We start from the raw sequence: 21,268 nt of genomic DNA, 5'->3' as shown, positions 1-21,268 counted from the left end.
GGCTTCGCCGCAGTGCGGGGACCCCTGGCCCAGGGCGCCGTACGGGGCCTCCGTCAGCTCGCCTTCAGCCGGTGAATGTGGGGATCTGAGCACGGTCCGCGGTCCCTGGACCGTGCACTGGCTCCCCACAACTCGACTGCCGCGTCCTCAGAAGAGAGCGGCTGCCAGGGAGCGTCGAGCCGGGGCCACCGCGGGCTCCTCGTCACCCAACGCCTGGAACAGCCCGACGAGGTGCGCTCGGACCCTTTCCCGCTCCGGTCCCGCCGTCCGGCGGACGACCTCGACGAGACCAGCGAGGGCCCCGGCCACGTCTCCCTGCGCGATGCCCAGGTCGGCCGCGGCAACCGCGGCCTCGACGTCGTCCGGATTCGCCACCAGCCGGTTGCGGACGTCCACCGGATCGTACCCATGCACCCGGCGCAGCAGTTCGGCCCGCGCGAGCCCGGTCAGGGCCTCGGGATCCGCGGGCGCCTCGGTGAGCCGGATGCGGTAGGACTCGACCGCGGTGTCGAAGTCGCCACGGGCAAGCGCCGCCTCGGCCGCCGCCACATGTGGGTCACGGGCGGGGCCGCCCGCGGCTGCCGCGCCCGGGACTGCGCCCATCGCCTCGCCGACCAGGGAGAGCAGCTGATCGAGCCAGCTCCGCACCTCCCGTTCGGGCACGGCGCCGGTGAACTCTCCGATGATCCGCCCGCCGATCACCGCCTTCACCGCGGGGATGCCCTGCACGTCGGCGGCCTGCGCGAGGCCCGGGTTCGCGTCGACGTCGATCTTGGCGAGGATCCACCGGCCGCCGTCCGCCGCGGCGAGCTTCTCCAGGATCGGGCTGAGCTGCTTGCACGGGCCGCACCAGGAGGCCCAGAAGTCCAGCACTACGGGAACCTGCATCGACCGGCTGACCACGTCGGTGGCGAAGCTCGCCTCGGTGACGTCGATGACCACGGGCCCGGCTGGCGCGCCGGGACGGGCGTCCGGCGCGGCCGTGGCGGCGCTGCTGGCGGGGGGAGGCGGGGTCGCCGGCTTGGGGTCGAGCGGGACGGCGCCGGCGAGGCGCAGACCGCCGAGGCTTTCGGGCAGACGTCCCGCGCCTCCCGCACCGCGCGGCGATCTGGATGGGACTGGTGGCCTACGTTGCATGCCTCCATCGTGGCATCTGGTCGCGGTCAGTGGGCTCGGCACCGGACGACTTTTCCGGTCCTCATGTCCGCCTCGCCCGGGGTCGGACACAGACGCCCAATCCGGGCCGGCGGGCCGCGGGCCGCGGGCCGTTGCCCGCCGGCCGCGGTCAACGATCAGTGGCGTCCGCGCCGGTCTCGCCCCCGGCCAGCAACCGGTCGATCGCGGCGACCTTCGTGTGCAGAGCGTCGGTGACTCCCGGGCGAAGATCGGCCTTCAGCACCAGACTCACCCGGCCAGCACGGGCCGAGACCGCCTCGGTGGCCCGGCGGACGACGTCCATCACCTCGTCCCACTCGCCTTCGATCGTGGTGAACATGGCGGTCGTCTCATGGGGCAGCCCACTGGCCCGCACTATCCGGACCGCCTCGGCGACCAGATCCGCGACCCCCTCGCCCTGACCGATGGGCGTGACACTGAAGGCAACAAGCATGCGGTCAGACTTATCACGACAGTCCGCTCACCGCGCATCGAACAACGCAGGGCCACTACCCTGCTACGCCGACGCACCGAGGTCGTCGGTAAGCTATTTGCATGTCACGAAACGTCGCCAGAAAACCGGCCGGCGATCCAGTTGAGCAAACCCGGAACAACGGTCTCTGACGGTACGCCCTACCATTGCCCGCCGTGGGGTGGAAGAAGACGGATAATGAGGCGTAGGTGGGGTCACGCATCTTGCTCGACGCGCTGACGGACCTGGCTGTGGTCGTCGGCACGGATGGTCGTGTCACCGACATGGGTGCCGCCGCCCGCGCCTTCCTCGGTGACCGGGTTCCCCGCGTCCCCCATCTGCGCGATCTTGTCGACGTCGTCGATCCCGCGTTCCGCCTCGCTCTCGGTGAGGCGGTGACGGCCGCGCTGGGGCGGACCGGGCAGTGGCGTGGCTCGGTGGGACTCGTCGACCTGGCCGGGGCCACCGTGCCCCATCACGTGACGGTCCGGGTCGACCCGGAGGGCGGGCTGGTCGTCGTCGCTCGGGACACCAGCGACCAGCGCGCCCGCGAGGTCGCCGAGAACGAGTCACGGGCCAAGGACGAACTGATCGCCCGGCTCGGCCACGAACTGCGGACCCCGCTGAACGCCATGCTGGGCTTCGCGCAGCTGCTGGAACTCGAACCGCTCACCCCCGACCTCCACGACGACGTCGAGCGGATCATCACCGGTGGCCGCCACATGCAGGCGTTGATCGATGACGTGCTGGACCTGGCCAGGCTCCGCGCGGGCCGGGGGGACATCAACAAGGGGCCGGTCAACGTCCTCGACATCGTCCAGGGCGTGGTGGAGCTCGTCGAACCGCTCGCGGCGCAGCGCAGCATCCGGCGGGTGATCCATCCGGCGCTGCCGCTCGTCGCCGACGCGGACCGCCGCCGCCTGTGGCAGGTCCTGCTCAACCTTGTCGGTAACGCGCTGAAGTACGGCCGGGAGGGCGGCAGCGTGCGCGTCGGCATCGTGCCCATCACCGGCTCGCGGATCCGTATCGAGGTCGAGGACGACGGCGCGGGGCTCTCCCCCCGGGCGATCGACCGACTGTTCCGGCCCTTCGAGCGCCTCGGCGCCGAGCGCAGCGGAATCGAGGGCAGCGGGCTGGGCCTCGCGCTGTCCCACGCCCTGGTCACGGCGATGGGCGGGGTGCTTACCGTCGCCAGCCGGTACGGCGTGGGAAGCGTGTTCGCCGTCGTGCTCGACGCGGTCGACCTGCGTTTCGAGGATCTCGATGATGACAGCGGGTTCGTGGGCAGTTACGGTGGCCTCCCAGGTCGCTCCGGCGAGTCCGGCACGGTCACCCTCGGCCGTCCTCCCACACCCGGCGGCCTGCGGGTCGTGCACGTCAGTGGCGATCCCGCCCTGCGTTCCCTGGTCGCCGAGACCCTCACCGATTTCCTGGCTGCGGACACCGTGACCGTTCCCCGCGCCGGTCTCGCCCTCGACGCGGTGCGGGGGGCCCGGCCGGCGTTCATCCTGCTCGACCGGGACCTGCCCGACACGACCGCGGCCGAGCTGCTCGCCCAGCTCGCGGCGGACCCGACCGCCGGCGTCATCCCGGCCCTGGTCCTCAGCGAGGACACCGACCCCCGCGAGCGGGCGTACCTGCGCCGAGCCGGCGCCGTGGACGTCCTGAAGATCCCGCTGGATCCCGGCGCCCTAGTCGCCGCGGCAGCCGCGCTCACCACCGCGATGACCGCCCCGAGCTGACCTGACCGGGCCGCCCCGAACGGCGCCTGATGCGGGGAAGAGCTCGAAGTCCAGAAAGTCGAAGCCAGGCGCCACCACGCAGCCGACCAGGACGTGCTGTCCATCGCGCGGGACCGCGGTCTGCCATTCGCCGGCCGGCACGACGAGCTGCGGCGCTTGGCCCGCGGCCAGATCGGGCCCGAGGATCCGCCGGTCGGCGGCGACCGGCGCCCGGCCCGGCCCGCCGAGAGTGAGATCGAGGGCCCCGCCGCCCTGCCAGAGCCAGATCTCGGCCGAGGCCACCCGATGCCAGCCGGACACCTCTCCCGGACGCAGCAGGAACAGGATGGACGTCATGACGGGGCGCCTGCCGCCATGTGCGTCGATCTGGTCGGGACTGGCCCAGGTCCGGCGGTACCAGCCGCCCTCGGGATGTTCTTCGAGACCAAGCTCCCGCACCAGGTCGTCGGCCAGCGTCGCGGGGTCGTCGATGCGGGTCATCGCGGGAGCCTCCCCGAGGCCTGCCGTCACGCCGGAACGCGCAGCACCAAGGCGTCTCCCTGGCCGCCGCCGCCGCAGAGACCGGCGGCCCCGATCCCGCCGCCGCGGCGCTTCAGCTCGTTGGCCAGGGTCAGGGCGATCCGGGCACCGGAGGCTCCGACGGGGTGACCGATCGCGATCGCGCCGCCGTTGACGTTGGTGATCTCCGGGCCGATCCCGAGGTCGCGCATGGACTGGATCGCGACCGCGGCGAAGGCCTCGTTGATCTCGACGAGGTCGAGATCGGCCGGGGTGAGCCGCTCCTTGGCCAGCGCCGCGAGGATGGCGCGCGAGGGCTGGGACTGCAGGGAGGTGTCCGGACCGGCCACGAAGCCGTGGTGACCGACCTCCGCGAGGATCGGCAGGCCGAGCTGTTCGGCCTTCGCCCGGCTCGCCACGATGACGGCGGCGGCGCCGTCGGAGATCGGCGACGACGAACCCGCGGTGATCGTGCCGTTGCCGTCGAAGGCCGGCCGCAGCTTCGCGAGCACCTCGACGGTGGTGTCGGGACGCACGCTCTCGTCCTGGTTGACGACCAGCGGCTCGCCGCGGCGCTGCGGCACCGCGACCGGGACGATCTCGTCGTCGAACAGCCCGTTCTTGGTGGCGGCGGCGGCCCGCTGATGCGACTGGGCGCCGAACTCGTCCTGCTCGGCCCGGCCGATGCCAAGCCCCGCGTTGTACCGCTCGGTGCTCGCCCCCATCGCGATCTGGTCGAAGGCGCAGAACAGCGCGTCGTGCTCGGTGGCGTCGAGCAGCTCGGCCCGGCCGTACTTCACCCCGGAGCGCAGCGAGCGCAGCAGGTGCGGGCCGCCGGTCATGGACTCCATCCCACCGGCGACGACGAGGTCGAACTCCCCGCTGGAGATGTACGTGTCGGCCAGGGCGATCGCGTCGAGGCCGGACAGGCAGACCTTGTTGATCGTGATGGCGGGCACCGACAGCGGGATGCCGGCGGCGACCGCCGCCTGCCGGGCGGTGATCTGACCCGCACCGGCCTGGATCACATGCCCCATGATCACATAATCGACCGCGTCGCCGGACAGGCCGGCCCGCGCGAGGGCACCCGAGATCGCGATGCCACCGAGATCCGTCGCGGTGAAGCTCTTCAGCCCGCCCGACAGTTTCCCGAACGGTGTCCGCACTCCGGCCACGATCACGGAACCAGGCATGGATGCCTCCTCATCTCCAGGAAGATCTTCGGACCGGGACGGCGCCGGCACACGGCATGCGGCATGCGGCATGCGGCATGCGGCATGCGGTGACGTCGTCTCGTGGCGACGGCCTCGAGAACGGCCGTTGCTGATATAATAGCTTGGTCACGTCTGAGATTCCCGGCCGCGATTCTGGCCTCTCAGGGACAAGCGCACCCAGCCGGACCGGCGGGACGGCCAGGAGAAGCGGACCGTCCTGACAGGGACCGTCAGGACAGCTGGCCGCAGGCTGCCACGAACGGCGAGGTGGCCGGGTCCGCCGGCAGGCGTACCTGGTCGGACCGGCTGTCTTGGGCGGCCAGGCCCTCCGGGGTCAGCGCCAGGATGGTCGTGGCCACGGTGAACAGCGAACCGTCGGTCGAGGTCCCGCTGTTGATCCGCAGGGCCCGGTCCATGCAGCGGAACCCGGCGCCGACGTTGCCCTGAACTCCGGCGGCGAGGGTGAGCTGAGCCGGCAGGGAGACGGAGGCCAGCGTGTCGAGACTGGCGTAGCGCACCAGCGCGTAGTTGTCCATCCCGCTCCTCGACGTGGTCTGCACCAGGATCTCGCCGAACCCGTTGGCGTCGATGTCGACGACCGTGTAGTGCAGGGGCACCACGATCGCGCCCAGGTCGACCTGCCCGACAGTTCCGTCCCGGGAGAACACGACCTCGAGTTTGCTCCCGGTCGCCCGCACCTGGTCGGAACGGCCGTCGCCGTCGACGTCGCCCGCCACCGCCGGCTTCACGACGGCCGTCGGCAGCTGAGGGCTGTCCTGGGTCACCGTCGTCGGACTGGCTGACGAACCGGCCGTGACGGGCGGGGAGGACACGCTGGTGCTCGGGAGGGCGGTCGGCGGGGTAGTCGCCGACCAGGTCGCCGCTCCCCCTCCGGACCCACCGCCGGCCCTGGCAGAACGGCCGGTGCCGCCGGTCGAGGGCGCGACGGGTGTCCGGCTCGGCCCCGTCACGGGTGCGGTCACGAGCGGCGGGACGGCTGGCTCGACGAGCTCGTTGCTCGACGGAGGGGGCCGCAGCGCCACCACGGCGAGCCCGATGAGCGCGGCCATGACCATCCCGGCCGCCGTCATCAGCGGCAGACGCCACCGGCGCCGACGGTCGATCCCGGCACGGATCTGCCGGTAAGCGTCCGGCGAGGGCCGGATGGGCTCCACCGCCTCGGTGAGCAGGCGGGCGAGCTCCTCCGGTTCCAGACCACTCACCGCAGGCCCTCCAGCTTGCCGCTCAACGCCGACAGCCCCCGGGAGGTGTACGCCTTGACGGAACCGACACTGCAGCCCATCACCGCCGCGGCGTCCGCCTCGGACATGTCGGCGTAGTACCGCAGCACCACCGCCTCCCGCTGCCGGCGGGGCAGCTCGCGCAGCGCCTGGATGACCGCCGCCCGTTCGACGAGGGAGTAGGCGCCCTCCTCGGCGCTCGCGGCGTCGGGCATCGGCTTGGGAGCGTGTTTGAGAGCGACGAGTCGACGACGCAGTGTCGAACGTGCGAGGTTGACGACGGTCTGCCTGAGGTAGGCCAAGGCCTTGTCCCGGTCCTGGAGCCGCCCCCAGGCCGCGTGGACGCGGATGTAGGCGTCCTGCACAACCTCCTCGCAGAGGCCGAGATCGTCAAGTAGTAACGCTGCAAGACGAACCAATGACCGATAGTGTTCGGAATACAACGCGGTCAGGGCGGCATCGGCGTCCCGCGCGACATCGCTACGGGCGGCGTCGCTCCGTGCAGGCACGGGCCGCCACCCTTCCACGACAGTCATGGGCGCGATCACACCCAGTTGGACGCGTACCGAGCACTCGAAGTTGTCCCAAAAGTTCTATCGCGTCGCGCACGAAACAGACAGCCTCCACATCCCGCGACCCCGCCTCCCACCTATGGGTAACATCTGCCGTCTATCCGCCACCAGCACCAGCGTCCTACGGAGGCCGACCGTGAAGGACATTCTCGAAGCGATCATTGCCCAGAGCCCTCCGTCGCCCGCCCGGCGGGCGGAGTTCGCATCCCTCCCGGTCCCCGAGTCCTACCGCGCCGTGGTCGTGCGCCGGGACGAAATCGGGATGTTCGAGGGCATGCCGTCCCGGGACAAGGACCCCCGCCGCTCCCTGCACGTAGACGACGTGCCGACCCCCGAGCTCGGTCCCGGCGAAGCCCTCATCGCGGTCATGGCCTCCTCCGTGAACTACAACACGGTCTGGACGTCGATCTTCGAGCCGATCCACACCTTCAACTTCCTCGAGCGCTACGGCCGAACCTCTCCGCTTGCATCCCGTCACAACCAGCCTTACCACGTTGTCGGCTCGGATCTGGCCGGAGTTGTGCTACGGACAGGGCCTGGCGTACAGGCCTGGTCCCCCGGGGACGAGGTCGTCGCCCACTGTCTGTCCGTGGAACTTGAGCGTCCCGACGGCCACAACGACACGATGCTGGATCCCGAGCAACGAATCTGGGGATTTGAGACGAATTTTGGCGGACTCGCCGAGCTCGCCCTGGTCAAGACCAACCAGCTCATGCCGAAACCCGCGCACCTGACCTGGGAGGAGGCGGCCGCACCCGGTCTGGTCAACTCGACCGCGTACCGCCAGCTGGTCTCGGTCAACGGCGCGAACATGAAGCAGGGCGACGTCGTTCTCGTCTGGGGCGCGTCCGGGGGCCTGGGCTCCTACGCCACCCAACTCGTGCTACGCGGCGGGGCCATCCCGGTCTGCATCGTCTCCTCGCCGGAAAAAGCCGACATATGCCGCTCCCTCGGCGCAGAGCTGATCATCGACCGCGCCGCCGAGGCCTATCAGTTCTGGAGTGACGAACACACCCAGAACCCCCGGGAATGGCAGCGGTTCGGCAAGCGCATCCGCGAGCTCACCGGCGGCGACGACCCCGACATCGTCCTCGAACACCCGGGCCGGGAAACCTTCGGCGCCTCCGTCTATGTGACCCGCCGCGGCGGAACTATCGCCACCTGCGCCTCCACCAGCGGTTTCCAGCACGAGTACGACAACCGGTACCTGTGGATGAATCTCAAGCGCATCGTCGGCTCGCACTTCGCCAACTACCGGGAGGCCTGGGAAGCCAACCGACTCATCATGCGCGGGATGATCCATCCGACCCTGTCCCGGGTCTACCCGCTTACCGAAACGGGGCAGGCCGCCTACGACGTGCACCGCAACCTCCACCAAGGGAAGGTGGGCGTGCTGTGTCTCGCCCCGGCCGAGGGGCTGGGTGTCCGCGACGAGGCACTCCGCTCCCGCCACCTGACCGCAATCAACCGGTTCCGCGGCGTATAAACCCGGAAATCGGCCAGGTCGACAGCCGGCTCCCCTCACGCTCGCATTGACCGTCTGAGATGCTGAGGTCCTATGACCGAACACACCGATCTCATCCCAATGGCCGGCGAGACCGACGGGCCCCCCGCCTTTGATCTGGTGCGCCGTGGCTACGACCCCAATCAGGTCACCCATCACGTGAACTGGCTCGTCGAGCAGCTACGCGAGGCCGAGGCGCACCGGGCGGCGGCGGAGGCGGCCGCGTCGGAGGCTGCGACCGAGGCGGCCCGGGTACGCGACGATCTGGCCGCCAACCGTCCCGCCTGGGAGGAGTTCGGTGGCCGCGTTACCCAGATCCTCCAGCTCGCCGAGGAGGAGGCGGCCACCGTTCGGGCTGAACGCACCCGGGAGGCCGATGCCCAACTCGAGGAGGCCCGCCGGATCGTCACCGAGGCCGAGCAGACCCGGGAGAAAACCCTGCGCGACGCCGACGAGCAGGCCGCGGCCATCGTCTCGACGGCCCGCGCGGAGGCCGAACGGATCGTCGAGGTCGCTCGGGCCGCGGCCGCGCAGGCCGAGGACGACTCGAAGCGTCGGCTGGCCGACCTCGAACGCCAACGCGAACAGGTGACCTCGCAGCTTGCCACCCTGCGTGACCAGGTGACGGCCCAGCTGGGCGCGCTGCGCGACAAGCTGACCGCCGCCTCCGCGTCGATCGCCTCCATCGAGGCACCGCCGCCTGAGGAGCGTAAGGCGCTCGGCAGCGAGCCGAACGCGTTGCCCGCGTCGGCGGTCTCCCGCGGGGTCTAGCCCGCACGGGAGACCGTCGTCTCGTGGGGTCAGCCGTCACGGACGCGCGGCCGGGCCGCTCGGCATCGGCGTTCCCAACACGGCCGGTGCCAGTGTCGACGGTCCTCGATCCGCTCGGGCGGCCAGACCACCACGTGAGCGGCGCCCGGAGTGATCTCATAATCACAACCGGGACACCGGTAGACCTTGGTGGTCGCCGCGCCGCTCGTCGGTCGCACACCCACTCACCGTCCCGCAGGACGACGACCGGATCCGGCATCCACCAGCCGACCGGGTGCCCGCGCTGCGCATCCGACGGCCGGGCCCGGCGTCGGCGCGCCTTCCTCGTCACCGCCCGCGAGCGGGTCTGCCCGATGCCCGGAACCGATCCCGCCGGGTGCGGGAACCCGAACCCGGGGTATCGCCGGCCGGCGGGCCCGCGACCCACTCGCCCCGGTCCACCACCTCGCCGTCAACGATCCGAGGCCGGTCATCCGCCGCCGGTCCGGCCGAGGAGGCCGTCGTGCGCCCGCCCGTCCCCGCCCCGAACCTCTCGCCCGTCCACCGCACCCGCCCGCCGACCCGCTCGAAGCCGGCCATCACGAGCGAGCGGGCGAGCTTGGCCTTGCGCACGGCCCCCGCCGGACTCGCCAGGGCGGACGACGCACCGATGAGCAGCTGGAAGCCGCGATCGCTGCCACGCCAGTGCTCACGCAGGATCGGCTCCCCGGCTCCGACGGCCAGCCGCCGGAAGGCGAACGCGATGACCGCGACGTCGTCGAGCTGACCCACCACCGGAATCGCGTTGGTCAGCCGGTTCTTCGGCGACACGAGGTACGCGAGCGCCGCGGCGGCCTCCACCTTCGCGGACTGCGGGACCCGCGGATCGGCGACGACCCGCCGCAGCAGCTGGACCAGATCGGGAAGGAACATCGTGACTTCCCGACTGAACGCTCGCACGGCGTCCCTGTCGAGCACGACCATCGCCGCTCCAGCCTCCTCCCGCGCGAATCGGGATTTCCCGCCGACCGTCGACATCCTAGTCCGCGCGGACAGAAGCGATCTTGTTCTCGGCGTGACGGGTGGGCTCAGCGCGGCGGGTGGTCGAGGAACCCCCGGCCGGTCTTGCGTCCCAGGAACCCAGCCCGGACCAGCTGTTCGAGCAGGGGTGCCGGGGCGTAGCCGGGCTCGCGGAACTGCGCGTACAACGAGCGCGTGATCGCGAGCGTGACATCGAGGCCGACGACGTCGGCGAGCGCGAAGGGGCCCAGCGGATGGCCGCAACCGACCGTCATCGCCGTGTCAACGTCCTCGATCGTCGCATAGTGCGCCTGGAGCATCTTCACTGCGTCGTTGAGATAGGGAAACAGCAGCGCGTTGACGATGAACCCCGCCCGGTCGGCGCAGAGCACCGGATGCCGCCCGGCCGCTCGGGACAGCGCCAGGACCGTGGCTGTCACGTCGTCGCCGGTGAGAACCGTGGGCACCACCTCGATCAGCTTCATCGCCGGGGCCGGGTTGAACCAGTGCATACCGATGACGTCCCGCGGCCGGCTGGTGGCCATGGCGCACTCGATGACCGGCAACGAGGACGTGGTGGTCGCCAGCACGGCGCCGGGCGCCGCGATCTTGTCCAGGTCGGCGAACAGCTCCCGCTTCACCGCCAGGTCCTCCACCACCGCCTCAAGCAGCAGCTCGCAGTGGCCGAGCTCACCCAGATCGGTCGTGCCGCGCACCCGGGCCAGAGCCGCCAGCCGGTCGGCGTCGGACAGCCGCCCCCTGGCCACCGACGCCGCCAACGACGACTCGATCTTCGCGAGGGTGGCGGCGAGGGTGCGCTCGCTCCGGGCCCGCAGGAGGACGTCGTGCCCGGACCGGGCCAGCACCTCCGCGATGCCACCCGCCATCGTGCCGCTCCCCACGACGCCGACCGAGCGCACCGGGCGGCCCCGCCCCAGGCGGTCGGCGAGCGGATCGACCGCGTCGACCACCTCGGAGGAGTCCGGTGCCGCGTAGGTGTAGAAACCACGACCGGTCTTGCGGCCGAGCAGGCCCGCGCGCACGAGCTGGCTCAGCAGCGGTGCCGGAGCGTGCAGGTGGTCACGGGACTGCCGGTACATCGAGTTGAGAATCTCGTGGGCGGCGTCCAGACCGATCAGATCGAGCAGGGCGAGCGGGCCCATCGGATGCCCGCACCCGAGCCGCATGGCCGCGTCAATGTCCTCCCGGGCCGCATACCGGGCCTCGAGCATGCGCACGGCGTTGTTGAGATAACCGAACAGCAGCGCGTTGACGATGAAGCCCGCCCGGTCCTCCGCGACGACCGCGGTCTTCCCCACGTCGTTGACCAGGCCGATCACCCCGGCCAGCACGGTCGGGTCGGTGACGACCGTGCGTACGACCTCCACCAGGCGCATCACCGGCGCCGGATTGAACCAGTGGGTGCCGAGCACCCGTTCCGGGCGGGCGGTGCCCGCCGCGAGTTCCGTTACCGACAGGGAGCTGGTGTTCGTCAGGAAGACGGTGGCCGGGGGGCAGATCTCGTCGAGTCGGGCGAAAAGCGCCTGTTTGGCGCTCATTCGTTCGTCGATCGCCTCGATCACCAGCTCGCAGTCGGCGACCGCCGCGAGCTCGGTGCCGAGACGCATGCGGGCCAGCACGGCCTCCCTGGTCGCGTCGTCGAGCTTGCCGTGGCGGCCCGCGCGGTCGAGGGAGTGCTCGACCCGGGCCCGGCTGCGGGCGAGCGCGTCGGCGTCACGCGCGATGCCGACGACCTCCAGACCGGCCTTCGCCAGCACCTCGGCGATGCCCGCGCCCATGGTGCCGAGCCCCACCACCCCGACCCGGCGGTGTCTCACCGCCTCGTCCCGGCTGTTCTCCGGCTTCTTCTCCTGGTTCGCGTTCTCCTGGTTCGCGGCCGGCCCCGTTCCCGATGTGGTTCCCGATACGGGCCTCTCGATCATGCCCAGGCTCCTCTACTTCGGCGCACGGGCCCCGGGCGACGGGTGGGCGTCGCGGGCCGGGCGGTGTCAGACGGCGAACGCCGCGATCCTCCCATATTCTCGAGACGCCGGCCCATGATCGCACTACGGGAACGGACCGGCCGCCGGACGGGGAAGCCGGACGGGCGGCCGTCGCAGGTTCGGCGGACCGGGCAGGCTCGGCGGAATCGCTTTCAGAAAAGCGTCGGAATGGACGGTTCGAGGCCCCGCAGCTCGTCATAGTCGACGACGGCGCAGCCCAGCCCCCGGTCCGCCGCCAGCAGCCGCGCCTGCGGGGTGATGGACTGCGCCGCGAGGATGCCGCGCACGGGATGCGGCAACGCCGGGTCGGCCTCCAGGCGGACAAGGTAACGGGTCAGCTGCTCCACCCCGTCGATCTCACCCCTGCGTTTGATCTCGACGGCGACCGTCGAGCCGTCCGCGTCGCGGCACAGCAGGTCGACCGGCCCGATGCCGGTCTCGTACTCGCGGCGCACCAGGGTGAGTCCGGGCGCGATCGCGTCGGGCCGGTCGGCGAGCAGCACCTGCAGATGCGCCTCCACCCCGTCCTTGCGCAGACCCGGGTCGACGCCGAGGTCGTGCGTGGAATCGTGCAGCACCTGTTCGAGGGTGATGACGAGCTGCTCGGCCGCGCGGTTGGTGACCCGCCAGACCCCGTCCGCCTCGGCGATGACGCACGGGGGACTCATCCAGTTGAGCGGCTTGTACGCTCGCCCGTCGGCGTGGATGGAGACGGATCCGTCCGCCTTGACGAGTACCAACCGGACGGCGCTCGGCAGATGTGCGGTGAGCCGACCGACGTAGTCCACGCTGCAGCGAGCGATGACGAGCCGCATGACGTCACGCTATCGCGGCCGTTTCCGGCGCCCGGCGGCGGTGGGACCGCCGCGCACCGGGCGATCGCCTGACGATCACCCGACATCGCCGCCGCGAGCCGCCACGAGGTCGTCCAGAATCCGGCATCGATCCACGTACCGGGCCGACAACCGGGCGGCGTCCTCGGGCGGCAACCGCCTCAGCCTGGCCGGATCGGCGTTGTCCTGTATGTCGGCCCGTTTCACGACGACGGCAAGCGGATCGGCGGCCACCCGGGCGAGATAGTCGGGCACCGGCTCGCCCTCCCGATGGGACAGCGCGTCGACCGCCGCGACGACCGGGGCCGGATAGCCCGCGGCCACGAGATCCGCGAGGGTGGTCTCGCTGTCCTCGACGACGTCGTGCAACACCGCCGCGAGCTGGGCGGCGTGGGCGTCCACCCCGGCGGTGGGAGCCGTGCGCGCGACTGCCGCCATCACGCGCAGCGGATGGCCGATGTACTCCTCACCGACCTTGTCCAGCTGACCGGCGTGCGCCCGGGTGGCCAGGGCGACGGCGTCGTGCAGGGTGGGCGTCGCGGCGCGGTGCGGACCGTCCGCCTCGCCATGACCGGGCCGCGCGTCGTCAATCCTGGTTGAGGGCACAGACCGACCGTACGACGTCGAGGGTGCCCCGGGCTGTCAAGGGTACCCCGGGCCCATGGCGGTGCAGGTCACCCGGTGCAGGGCGGCGGGGAGACCTTCCACAGGGTGATCAGAGCGCTCGGAAGCACATCACAGGCCCGCGGGCCGTTGCGGACGATCGTCCAGGGCCCGGCTCCGATCCGCCGCCACACGTGCGGGTCGACCGGCGGCGTGGCCGGCCCTTGGACCTCGATGCGACCGATCGCCCAGTACTCGTCGTGCGCCGCGTCAACGCCCTCGACGGCGCCGAAGTACATCCCGTTCACGATCGTCACCTGCCGGGCGGAGATGGTGGAAGCACCCCCGGCCGCCTTGATCGAGTCGGCGACCGTCCACGACAGCGCGAGCCGCAGGGCATCCGGATCAGGCTCGTCGAGGACCCGCATCTGATGGGCCGTGCCCGGTCGGCGGGCGCCCTCCCACGGGGCGGTCCGCAGCGCGGGGGTCAGCTCCGGGGCGGGCGAGGTGGCGGTCCGAGGCGCATGCACGGTGCCGGACTGCCGGTCCGCGGTCACGTAGCCGATGGCCACGCCGAGCAGGACCGCGACCACGAACGCCACCGGGACCAGGACCGACCGGTACTCGCGCACCCCGGCCAGCCCGGCGGATCGCGCGCTCCGATCGCCGACGGCATTCACCCGCGCGGGCACCTCCACGTCCTGCACGCCTCCGTCCGGCATCACACCCTGCCAAGAGCCGGGCCCGTCACCCGAAAGCAGTACCCGATCAGCAGGTACCCGGCAAGCATGCCGCATCGCGTGTCCGCCCGGCACACGGGCGCGCCTGACATGACGGTGCGCAGCCACCCTGGTTCGTTCCGCTCCGGGCTCCGTCCCGATCGGGACGGAGCCCCTCCTGGCGGGCCTAGGTGGTGGTCGAACGGATGAGCCGCCCGGGCAACCCGCTCAGGCGTGGCCGACGTGCACCAGGTCGGCGGCCTCCTCGAACCGCAGCAACCCACCCAGCCGGTCCGCGACGAGCAGGCGTTCAAGCGGGCTCGGCACATCGACCAGCACCATCGAGCGGCCAGCGGCACGGGCTCGGCGAGCGCCGCCAAGCAGCACCCCCAGCGCGGCATGATCGCCGAGCTCCAGGCCCGCGACGTCAACGCGCAGCGGCCCGCTCCCATTGTCGATCGCCGCGTGCAGCAGGCTGCGTAGTGTCCCCACCGTCCGCACATCCACCCGGCCAACCACGCGGGCCGTCTGCGCGCAGCCGGCCCGCGTGTCCCCGGAGCACTCCAGACTCAACACGTTCACGCCGATGTTCATGTGATCTCCCGTCCCGGCCGTCCGGCGCCCCCGCTGTCGTGACGCCGTTGCTACCAGCTATCCGCGCCGATCGCGGGTAGCACTCAGGTGCGGCTCGCCCCGGGCGGACCGCGACGTACCCCCTCGTCTCCATCGAACTGTCGTCGTTCGGCCACAGAGAGGTCGGGCCGGTTACCTCAATGGTGGCAGCGGTTGACGGGCGATGTTTCCTCTGTCGGATTCCGTGGAGGTGTCGAGGCCCGGATCCAGGTCCGTCGCGAGGATGTCTGGGACGATGCAAGGTGGCGTCGAAGAGCGGCACGATCGGAGGTGCGGGATGCCCGCAACGGCCGGGGCACTTCTCCTCGAGCCGCTGATCGCGCTGCTGGCCGTCGGCCTGCTGATGGCGATCGGGCGCTGGGCCCATGCTCCGGCACGGCCGCGGCCGGCCGGTTCCGTCCCCGGCCACGACTTCGGTCTGCTCGTCCCGGTGGCCACCGTGGACACCCCCGCCGAGATCACTCGGCTCCGCGCGGCGCTGTGGGCGCGGGGTATCCGCTCGACCTGGGCCACGGCACCGGCCGGTCCGATTCGCATCGACGCCGCCGGGAACATCATCGCCCGGCCGCGGGACCGCCGCCACGTGCTCGTGTTCGGCACGGACGCGAACCGAGCCGCCCGTGCCCTCGTGAACCTGCTCGGCTCGCGCCAGTCGCCCACCTGACCCCGCCGGCCGGGCCGGCGGGGTCACGATGCCAGCGGGATCAGGCCGATGCCGGTGAAATCAGGCTACGGCGCGGTCGGAGACCCGGCGGATGTCGGCGCCGAGGTCCGTCATGTTCTCGACAAACCGGGCGTATCCCCGGTCGATGTGGTGGACGTCGCTTACCTCGGTGACGCCGTCCGCAACCAGGCCGGCGAGCACGAGACCCGCGCCGGCCCGCACGTCGGAGGCCGTCACCCGGGTGCCGGACAGCCGCGCGGTGGGCCGGACGATGACGTGGTGGCCGTCCGTACGCAGGTCGGCGCCGAGTTTGTGCAGCTCGCGGCAGAAGGCGAACCGGCTGTCGAAGATGTTCTCGGTGATCAGGGAGGTACCCCGGCTAACCGACTCCAACGCGATGATCTGCGGCAGCAGATCAGTCGGAAAGCCGGGGTACGGCAGCGTCACCACGTCGATCGACCGGGGTTGTCCCCGTCCGACGACCCGGAATCCGTCGTCCCGGACGTCGACCTCGGCACCGGCCTGCACCAGCTTCTCTAGGACGATGCTGAGGTGGGCGGCCTGACCGTGCCGGATCAGCACGTCGCCACCGGTCATCAGGGCGCCGATGGCGTACGTGCCGGCGACGATGCGGTCCGCCACCGTCCGGTGTTCCACCGAGGTGAGCTGGTCGACCCCGTCGATGATCAGTGTCGACGATCCCGCGCCGTCGATACGCCCGCCCATCGCCGTCAGCATCGCGCACAGGTCGGCAATCTCGGGTTCCTGGGCGGCATTGTCGATCACCGTCGTCCCCTTGGCGAGAACCCCGGCCATCAACAGGTTCTCGGTGGCGCCCACGCTGGGGAAGTCGAGCCAGATCGAGGCTCCCTGCAGCCTGCCGGAGCAGCGCGCGACGAGGACTCCGGACTCGACGTCAACCAGCGCACCGAGTTTGGTCAGGCCGTTGACATGAATGTCGAGCGCGCGCGATCCGATCGCGTCCCCACCGGGCAGGGCGACCCGCGCCTCCCCACGGCGGGCGACCAGCGGACCGAGCACCGCCACCGACGCCCTGATCTGCCGCACCAGCTCACCATCGGCCGCGACGCCCGGAGCCTGGGGCACCTCAATGCTCAGCCGCCCGCCGGCGGCGTCCCGCTCGACGGTCGCACCGAGCCCCGCCAGCACCTTGGACATCACCGACACGTCCAGGATGTCAGGAACGGCGGACAGCATCGTCCGGCCCGCGGCCAGCAGGCTCGCGGCCATCAGCTTCAATACCGAGTTCTTCGCGCCCGGGACGGCGACCTCGCCGGCCAGCCGGGTACCGCCTGTCACAACGAAGCGCTCCACGAACCTCGATGCTAGGTCCTGGCCTGAAGATCTTCACCGCCACCCGCCGGACCGACCGGCGCAACCCTGCGCGGTCGCCTCATTCCGCTGCGTCGGACGGAAGGACGGACACCCCGTCGTGGGTGCGGATAAACGGCTCGAGCCGTCCGGCCACCGCGTCCGCCACCCGGATTGCGAAAGCCGGCACAAACCGCGTACGGACCTCGTCGATTCCTGGAGATCATGGGGTTACTCGCGGCAGTGATCGCCTTCATCACCACCGCCGCGAACGTCGCTGCGGGGCAGCCGGCCCGACCGGCCGCCGGCCTTCTCACGCTCGCTGGCGGCGTGACGTTGCTCGTCTTCTGGGGCTTTCACGTCCTGCTCGTGGGGACCGAACCGGCCCGGCGTCGGGTCGTCGCGGCGGTCGTCGGGACGATACTCGTGGTGGCGGGGTTTCTCATGACGGAGTTCTCATGACCACGGTGGGGGCCAACGGGTGCGTGTGCTGCGGTCCATCAGCCGGTCGGACAAGCTCCACAATGAGGATGCCGCCGGTTCCCGCGCCGATGGCCTGTGGGTGATCGACGGAGCGACGCCGCTGCACGACGATCCGACGATCAGCGGCCGGTCCTCGGCGGCCTGGCTGAGCGGCGCGGCCGACGCCTTCCTCGCCACGGTCCCCTGGCGGGATAGATCCCTGCCCGAGGTGGTGCGGGAGCTGATCGCACATGTCCGCGCCGAGGGACGGCGCCTGGGGCTCGCCGCGGGTCGGTTCCCGACCGCCACGATCGCCCTCGCCCGGCAACGGGGCCCGCTACTCGATCTGTACCTCCTCGGGGACAGCCCGGTGCTGCTCCGTCATCCCGGCGGGGAAGTGGTCAGTTTCACCGATCCCCAGTTCGATGGGGTCGAAGAGGCGCTGCTCGAACCGGTCCGCGCCGAGCTGGCACGCGGCATCGATGTCGCGCAGGCCTACGGACGGGCACACACGATGACCCGCGAACGCCGCCGGCAGCGCAACACCGCGGCCGGGTCCTGGATCCTCGGTGACGTCACCGCTGCCGCCGACCACGCGTTCGTCACCACCATGCCGGTGGAACCCGGCACGGAGCTGGTGGCGCTGTCCGACGGCTACGCCCGGGCCGTCCGTCCCTTCAGCCTGGTCGCCGACGACGCGGCCCTTGTCGACGTGCTCGCCCGCGGCGAACAGGCCATACTGCTGGAACGGCTGCGGGCGGCGGAACGGGCCGACCCGGACTGCTCGCGGTTCCCCCGGTTCGGGATGAGCGACGACGCGACCGCGCTCTACGCCCGGATCTGACAACCCGGCCGCGCGGTCAACGACTGCCTAGAGTGGTCCCCATGGCAGTGCACCTGACTCGGATCTACACCCGCACCGGGGATGACGGTACGACGGCGCTGGGCGACATGTCGCGGGTGGCGAAGACCGATCCGCGGCTGGCCGCCTATGCCGACGTGGATGAGGCGAACGCCGCGATCGGCGTGGCCCTCGCCCTCGGCGGGCTTCCCGACGAGCTGCGGGCGGTGCTCGGCCAGGTCCAGAACGACCTCTTCGACGTCGGCGCGGATCTGTGCACCCCGGTCGACCCGGCGCCGGCCTACCCACCCCTGCGGATCACCGAGGCCTACGTGGAACGGCTCGAGGAGGCGTGTGACCGTTTCAACGCCGGCCTGCCGAAGCTGGCCTCCTTCATTCTTCCGGGAGGGACTGCCGGGGCGGCGCTGCTGCATGTCGCCCGCACGGTCGCCCGCCGGGCGGAACGGTCCGTCTGGGCCCTCCTCGAGGCCGAGCCGGACCGCACCGGCCCGCTGCCGGCCCGCTATCTCAACCGACTGTCGGACCTGCTGTTCATCCTCGCCCGGGTGGCGAACCCCGAGGGGGACGTGCTCTGGCGCCCGGGGGCGCACGCCTGAGACCCGCTCGATACCCGAGGGTCGCCAAGCCAGTCAACCGAATTGATGACTGACGATCATGAGTACCACGGTGCGCGTGAGGTACAGGACGCGGCAACGGGTCGCGGCCATGGCCGCGACCACCGGCCAGCAGATGCAGACGATCATCGGCCAGGCCGGCGAGGCCTACGAGCGCGAGCTGTTCTGGCGCGGCTTCGAGGAGGGGTACGACCGCCTCGCGACCGACTCGCTCGCCTGGGACGAGCTCGGTGCCGAGCGCTCCGCCGAGGCGGGGGGCGCTGCGGGCTGCCCTCCCACGTCGAGCTCGCGCCCGGCGGCACCGGTCTGCGCGAGACAAGCTACGCGAAGGTCGAGGACGTGAAATCGGTGTCCCAGCAGCGCTTTGGTCGCCGGCTCGGCGTCGTGGGTCCCGATCATCTGCTGCGGATGACCGAGGCCCTGCAGTTTCTGATGGGCCTGTAGGGCCCTGTCGCGACCTGTGACGTGACGCGAAAGACGCGTCCCCCGATGCGGAGAACGCGCCCTTGGCCGCGGGAAACTCAGGTCAGCTTCGCGGTCTCGGCGAGGATGCTGACACCCTGGTGTGTCACCGAGATGAAGCCGCCGTCCACCGAGGCCGAGATCTCCCGGCCACCGGTCTTGACCCGGACCGTTCCGCCCGGCGCCAGCAGACCCAGCAGCGGCACATGGCCGGGCAGCACGCCGAGATCACCGTCGGTGGTCCGGGCGACGACCATGTCGGCGTCGCCGGACCACACCTCCTGCTCGGGCGAGACAATCGCCACCCGGATCGGCATTACAGGTTCTCCGCGTTCTTCTCCGCGTCCTCGATGCCACCGCACATGAAGAACGCCTGCTCCGGCAGGTGGTCGAAGTCGCCCTGGGTGAGCCGCTTGAACGAGTCGATCGTCTCGTCGAGCGGGACGAACTTGCCGGGGATGCCGGTGAACTGCTCGGCCACGAAGAACGGCTGCGACAGGAACCGCTGGATCCGCCGCGCCCGGTTGACGAGAATCTTGTCCTCTTCGGAGAGCTCATCGATACCGAGGATGGCGATGATGTCCTGCAGGTCCTTGTAGCGCTGCAGGATCCGCTGCACCTCACGGGCCGTGTCGTAGTGCTCCTGCCCGAGATAGCGCGCGTCCAGGATCCGGGAGTTGGAGTCGAGCGGGCTCACCGCCGGGTAGATACCCAGGTCGGAGATGGCCCGGTCGAGCACGGTGGTGGCGTCGAGGTGGGTGAACGTCGTCGCCGGCGCCGGGTCGGTCAGGTCGTCCGCGGGCACGTAGATGGCCTGCAGCGAGGTGATCGAGTGGCCCCGGGTCGAGGTGATGCGCTCCTGGAGCACACCCATCTCGTCGGCCAGCGTCGGCTGGTAGCCGACGGCGCTGGGCATCCGGCCGAGCAGCGTGGAGACCTCGGATCCGGCCTGGGTGAACCGGAAGATGTTGTCGATGAACAGCAGCACGTCCTGCTTCTGGACGTCCCGGAAGTACTCGGCCATCGTGAGCGCGCCGAGCGCGACCCGCAGCCGGGTACCCGGCGGCTCGTCCATCTGGCCGAACACCAGCGCGGTGTCCTCGATGACGCCGGCCTCGGTCATCTCCAGGAACAGGTCGTTGCCCTCACGGGTACGCTCGCCGACCCCGGCGAACACCGAGACGCCACCGAACTCCTTGGCGACCCGGCGGATCATCTCCTGGATGATGACGGTCTTGCCGACGCCGGCACCGCCGAACAGGCCGATCTTCCCGCCGCGCACGTACGGCGCGAGCAGGTCGATGACCTTGATGCCGGTGGTGAACATCTCGGTCTTCGACTCGAGCTGGTCGAACGCCGGCGCCGACCGGTGGATCGGCCAGTACGTCTCGGCCTCGATCTGCTTCACGTCGAGCGGCGTGCCAAGCACGTTGAACACGTGGCCCTTGGTGGCGTCGCCGACCGGGACCGAGATCGGCGCGCCGGTGTCGTGGACGGGCGCGCCCCGGACGAGACCGTCGGTCTGCTGCATGGAGATGGCCCGCACGGTGTTGTCACCGATGTGCTGGGCGACCTCGAGCGTCAGCGTCAGCGTCTCGTCGCCGATGGTCCGGTCGACCTGCAGTGCCTGGTAGATCTCGGGGAGTTCGTCGGGAGCGAACTCCACGTCGACAACCGGTCCGATGACTCGGGCGACCCGGCCGATCCCCGGGGTCCGGCCCGGTGCCGTGGCCGGCGAGCTGGTGGTGACGGTCATGGCGTCCTCAGTTTCCGATCAATGCCCGCCGCCGCAGCCTCGGGCTCGCGTTCGCTGGCACCTGGGACGGAACGGCCCGCGTCGCGCGCGCTCCGCCTTCGGCGTCGTCCTTCACGTTCTGTTGTCGTCGCTGTCCTCATCGGTTCCGGTCACACGA

General features: G+C 71.0%; 24 protein-coding genes and 1 pseudogene. 9 read left to right on the top strand and 16 right to left on the bottom strand.

Translation table 11 applies throughout. The features are described 5' to 3' along the window. Window positions 1-147 precede the first annotated feature (147 nt). Both BMG523DRAFT_RS13740 and BMG523DRAFT_RS13735 read right to left on the bottom strand, forming a co-directional pair. Window positions 148-1,137, bottom strand: coding sequence for a tetratricopeptide repeat protein (locus BMG523DRAFT_RS13740; protein WP_011438059.1), 990 nt, complete (start codon window positions 1,135-1,137; stop codon window positions 148-150). A gap of 148 nt (window positions 1,138-1,285) precedes the next feature. After that, window positions 1,286-1,609 carry an MTH1187 family thiamine-binding protein gene (locus tag BMG523DRAFT_RS13735; protein WP_011438060.1) on the bottom strand — a complete coding sequence of 108 codons (324 nt, stop codon included), beginning with the start codon at window positions 1,607-1,609 and terminating at the stop codon, window positions 1,286-1,288. A gap of 227 nt (window positions 1,610-1,836) precedes the next feature. Here BMG523DRAFT_RS13735 and BMG523DRAFT_RS13730 point away from each other — a divergent pair, with 227 nt between their 5' ends. Then, window positions 1,837-3,369 (top strand): HAMP domain-containing sensor histidine kinase, encoded by a 1,533-nt coding sequence (locus tag BMG523DRAFT_RS13730; RefSeq protein WP_011438061.1) that lies wholly within the window; start codon window positions 1,837-1,839, stop codon window positions 3,367-3,369. Here BMG523DRAFT_RS13730 and BMG523DRAFT_RS13725 read toward each other — a convergent pair. The 4 genes from BMG523DRAFT_RS13725 to BMG523DRAFT_RS13710 form a co-directional block, all read right to left on the bottom strand. Next, complete coding sequence (locus BMG523DRAFT_RS13725) at window positions 3,319-3,849, bottom strand: cupin domain-containing protein (protein WP_011438062.1); 531 nt, start codon at window positions 3,847-3,849, stop codon at window positions 3,319-3,321. The genes BMG523DRAFT_RS13730 and BMG523DRAFT_RS13725 overlap by 51 nt on opposite strands. 26 nt (window positions 3,850-3,875) lie before the next feature. Next, window positions 3,876-5,060 (bottom strand): acetyl-CoA C-acetyltransferase, encoded by a 1,185-nt coding sequence (locus tag BMG523DRAFT_RS13720; RefSeq protein WP_011438063.1) that lies wholly within the window; start codon window positions 5,058-5,060, stop codon window positions 3,876-3,878. Window positions 5,061-5,311: 251 nt separating this feature from the next. After that, entirely contained in the window at window positions 5,312-6,304 is a 993-nt protein-coding gene (locus tag BMG523DRAFT_RS13715; RefSeq protein WP_023841098.1) for a VCBS repeat-containing protein, read from the bottom strand. After that, window positions 6,301-6,858: a SigE family RNA polymerase sigma factor gene (locus tag BMG523DRAFT_RS13710; RefSeq protein WP_011438065.1), complete on the bottom strand. Its 558-nt coding sequence runs from the start codon at window positions 6,856-6,858 to the stop codon at window positions 6,301-6,303. Before BMG523DRAFT_RS13710 ends, BMG523DRAFT_RS13715 begins: the two co-directional genes overlap by 4 nt. 172 nt (window positions 6,859-7,030) lie before the next feature. Here BMG523DRAFT_RS13710 and ccrA point away from each other — a divergent pair, with 172 nt between their 5' ends. Both ccrA and BMG523DRAFT_RS13700 read left to right on the top strand, forming a co-directional pair. Beyond that, complete coding sequence (gene ccrA, locus BMG523DRAFT_RS13705; RefSeq protein WP_011438066.1) at window positions 7,031-8,380, top strand: crotonyl-CoA carboxylase/reductase; 1,350 nt, start codon at window positions 7,031-7,033, stop codon at window positions 8,378-8,380. A 72-nt stretch (window positions 8,381-8,452) separates the two neighbouring features. Then, on the top strand, window positions 8,453-9,169 hold the full coding sequence (locus tag BMG523DRAFT_RS13700) for a sugar-binding protein (RefSeq protein ID WP_043591316.1): 717 nt from the start codon (window positions 8,453-8,455) through the stop codon (window positions 9,167-9,169). Window positions 9,170-9,198: 29 nt separating this feature from the next. Here BMG523DRAFT_RS13700 and BMG523DRAFT_RS27110 read toward each other — a convergent pair. From BMG523DRAFT_RS27110 to BMG523DRAFT_RS13670, 7 genes and pseudogenes are all read right to left on the bottom strand, one after another. Continuing rightward, a pseudogene (locus BMG523DRAFT_RS27110) lies at window positions 9,199-9,428 on the bottom strand (hypothetical protein). 68 nt (window positions 9,429-9,496) lie between these two features. Next, the gene (locus BMG523DRAFT_RS13695; RefSeq protein WP_011438069.1) at window positions 9,497-10,132 is read right to left on the bottom strand and encodes a YkvA family protein; all 636 of its coding nucleotides are present in this window, start codon (window positions 10,130-10,132) and stop codon (window positions 9,497-9,499) included. Window positions 10,133-10,236: 104 nt separating this feature from the next. Next, entirely contained in the window at window positions 10,237-12,111 is a 1,875-nt protein-coding gene (locus BMG523DRAFT_RS13690; protein ID WP_011438070.1) for a 3-hydroxyacyl-CoA dehydrogenase family protein, read from the bottom strand. A gap of 212 nt (window positions 12,112-12,323) precedes the next feature. Continuing rightward, window positions 12,324-12,986, bottom strand: coding sequence for an endonuclease NucS (nucS, locus tag BMG523DRAFT_RS13685; protein ID WP_011438071.1), 663 nt, complete (start codon window positions 12,984-12,986; stop codon window positions 12,324-12,326). Between the two features lie 75 nt (window positions 12,987-13,061). Further along, on the bottom strand, window positions 13,062-13,610 hold the full coding sequence (locus BMG523DRAFT_RS13680) for an HD domain-containing protein (protein WP_011438072.1): 549 nt from the start codon (window positions 13,608-13,610) through the stop codon (window positions 13,062-13,064). A gap of 68 nt (window positions 13,611-13,678) precedes the next feature. Continuing rightward, window positions 13,679-14,329, bottom strand: coding sequence for a hypothetical protein (locus BMG523DRAFT_RS13675; protein WP_011438073.1), 651 nt, complete (start codon window positions 14,327-14,329; stop codon window positions 13,679-13,681). A gap of 225 nt (window positions 14,330-14,554) precedes the next feature. Continuing rightward, window positions 14,555-14,920, bottom strand: a complete 366-nt coding sequence (locus BMG523DRAFT_RS13670) for an STAS domain-containing protein (protein WP_011438074.1) — start codon at window positions 14,918-14,920, stop codon at window positions 14,555-14,557. 316 nt (window positions 14,921-15,236) lie between these two features. Between BMG523DRAFT_RS13670 and BMG523DRAFT_RS13665 the strand changes: the two genes are divergently transcribed. Continuing rightward, complete coding sequence (locus BMG523DRAFT_RS13665) at window positions 15,237-15,623, top strand: hypothetical protein (protein WP_011438075.1); 387 nt, start codon at window positions 15,237-15,239, stop codon at window positions 15,621-15,623. A gap of 60 nt (window positions 15,624-15,683) precedes the next feature. Here the strand turns inward: BMG523DRAFT_RS13665 and murA are convergent, their stop codons facing one another. Then, window positions 15,684-16,958: a UDP-N-acetylglucosamine 1-carboxyvinyltransferase gene (gene murA / locus BMG523DRAFT_RS13660; RefSeq protein ID WP_235463138.1), complete on the bottom strand. Its 1,275-nt coding sequence runs from the start codon at window positions 16,956-16,958 to the stop codon at window positions 15,684-15,686. 222 nt (window positions 16,959-17,180) lie between these two features. Between murA and BMG523DRAFT_RS13655 the strand changes: the two genes are divergently transcribed. The 5 genes from BMG523DRAFT_RS13655 to BMG523DRAFT_RS13635 all read left to right on the top strand — a co-directional run bounded on the left by BMG523DRAFT_RS13655 (window position 17,181) and on the right by BMG523DRAFT_RS13635 (window position 19,337). Next, a complete protein-coding gene (locus BMG523DRAFT_RS13655) occupies window positions 17,181-17,417 on the top strand; it encodes a hypothetical protein (protein ID WP_235463137.1) in 237 nt (78 codons plus the stop codon). Between the two features lie 19 nt (window positions 17,418-17,436). Beyond that, on the top strand, window positions 17,437-18,261 hold the full coding sequence (locus tag BMG523DRAFT_RS13650) for a protein phosphatase 2C domain-containing protein (protein WP_011438079.1): 825 nt from the start codon (window positions 17,437-17,439) through the stop codon (window positions 18,259-18,261). Between the two features lie 41 nt (window positions 18,262-18,302). Further along, on the top strand, window positions 18,303-18,875 hold the full coding sequence (locus BMG523DRAFT_RS13645) for a cob(I)yrinic acid a,c-diamide adenosyltransferase (protein ID WP_011438080.1): 573 nt from the start codon (window positions 18,303-18,305) through the stop codon (window positions 18,873-18,875). Between the two features lie 70 nt (window positions 18,876-18,945). Beyond that, complete coding sequence (locus BMG523DRAFT_RS13640; protein ID WP_023841095.1) at window positions 18,946-19,236, top strand: hypothetical protein; 291 nt, start codon at window positions 18,946-18,948, stop codon at window positions 19,234-19,236. Next, window positions 19,161-19,337, top strand: coding sequence for a type II toxin-antitoxin system PemK/MazF family toxin (locus BMG523DRAFT_RS13635; protein WP_235463143.1), 177 nt, complete (start codon window positions 19,161-19,163; stop codon window positions 19,335-19,337). Before BMG523DRAFT_RS13640 ends, BMG523DRAFT_RS13635 begins: the two co-directional genes overlap by 76 nt. Window positions 19,338-19,414: 77 nt before the next feature. Here the strand turns inward: BMG523DRAFT_RS13635 and BMG523DRAFT_RS13630 are convergent, their stop codons facing one another. Together BMG523DRAFT_RS13630 and atpD are read right to left on the bottom strand one after the other, a co-directional pair. Further along, the gene (locus tag BMG523DRAFT_RS13630; RefSeq protein ID WP_011438082.1) at window positions 19,415-19,672 is read right to left on the bottom strand and encodes a F0F1 ATP synthase subunit epsilon; all 258 of its coding nucleotides are present in this window, start codon (window positions 19,670-19,672) and stop codon (window positions 19,415-19,417) included. Continuing rightward, window positions 19,672-21,111 (bottom strand): F0F1 ATP synthase subunit beta, encoded by a 1,440-nt coding sequence (gene atpD, locus BMG523DRAFT_RS13625; RefSeq protein WP_011438083.1) that lies wholly within the window; start codon window positions 21,109-21,111, stop codon window positions 19,672-19,674. Before atpD ends, BMG523DRAFT_RS13630 begins: the two co-directional genes overlap by 1 nt. Window positions 21,112-21,268 lie beyond the last annotated feature (157 nt).

The organism is Frankia sp. BMG5.23 (genome assembly GCF_000685765.2).
Lineage (GTDB): Bacteria > Actinomycetota > Actinomycetes > Frankiales > Frankiaceae > Frankia > Frankia casuarinae.
This window is presented reverse-complemented; position numbering and strand designations above follow the sequence as displayed.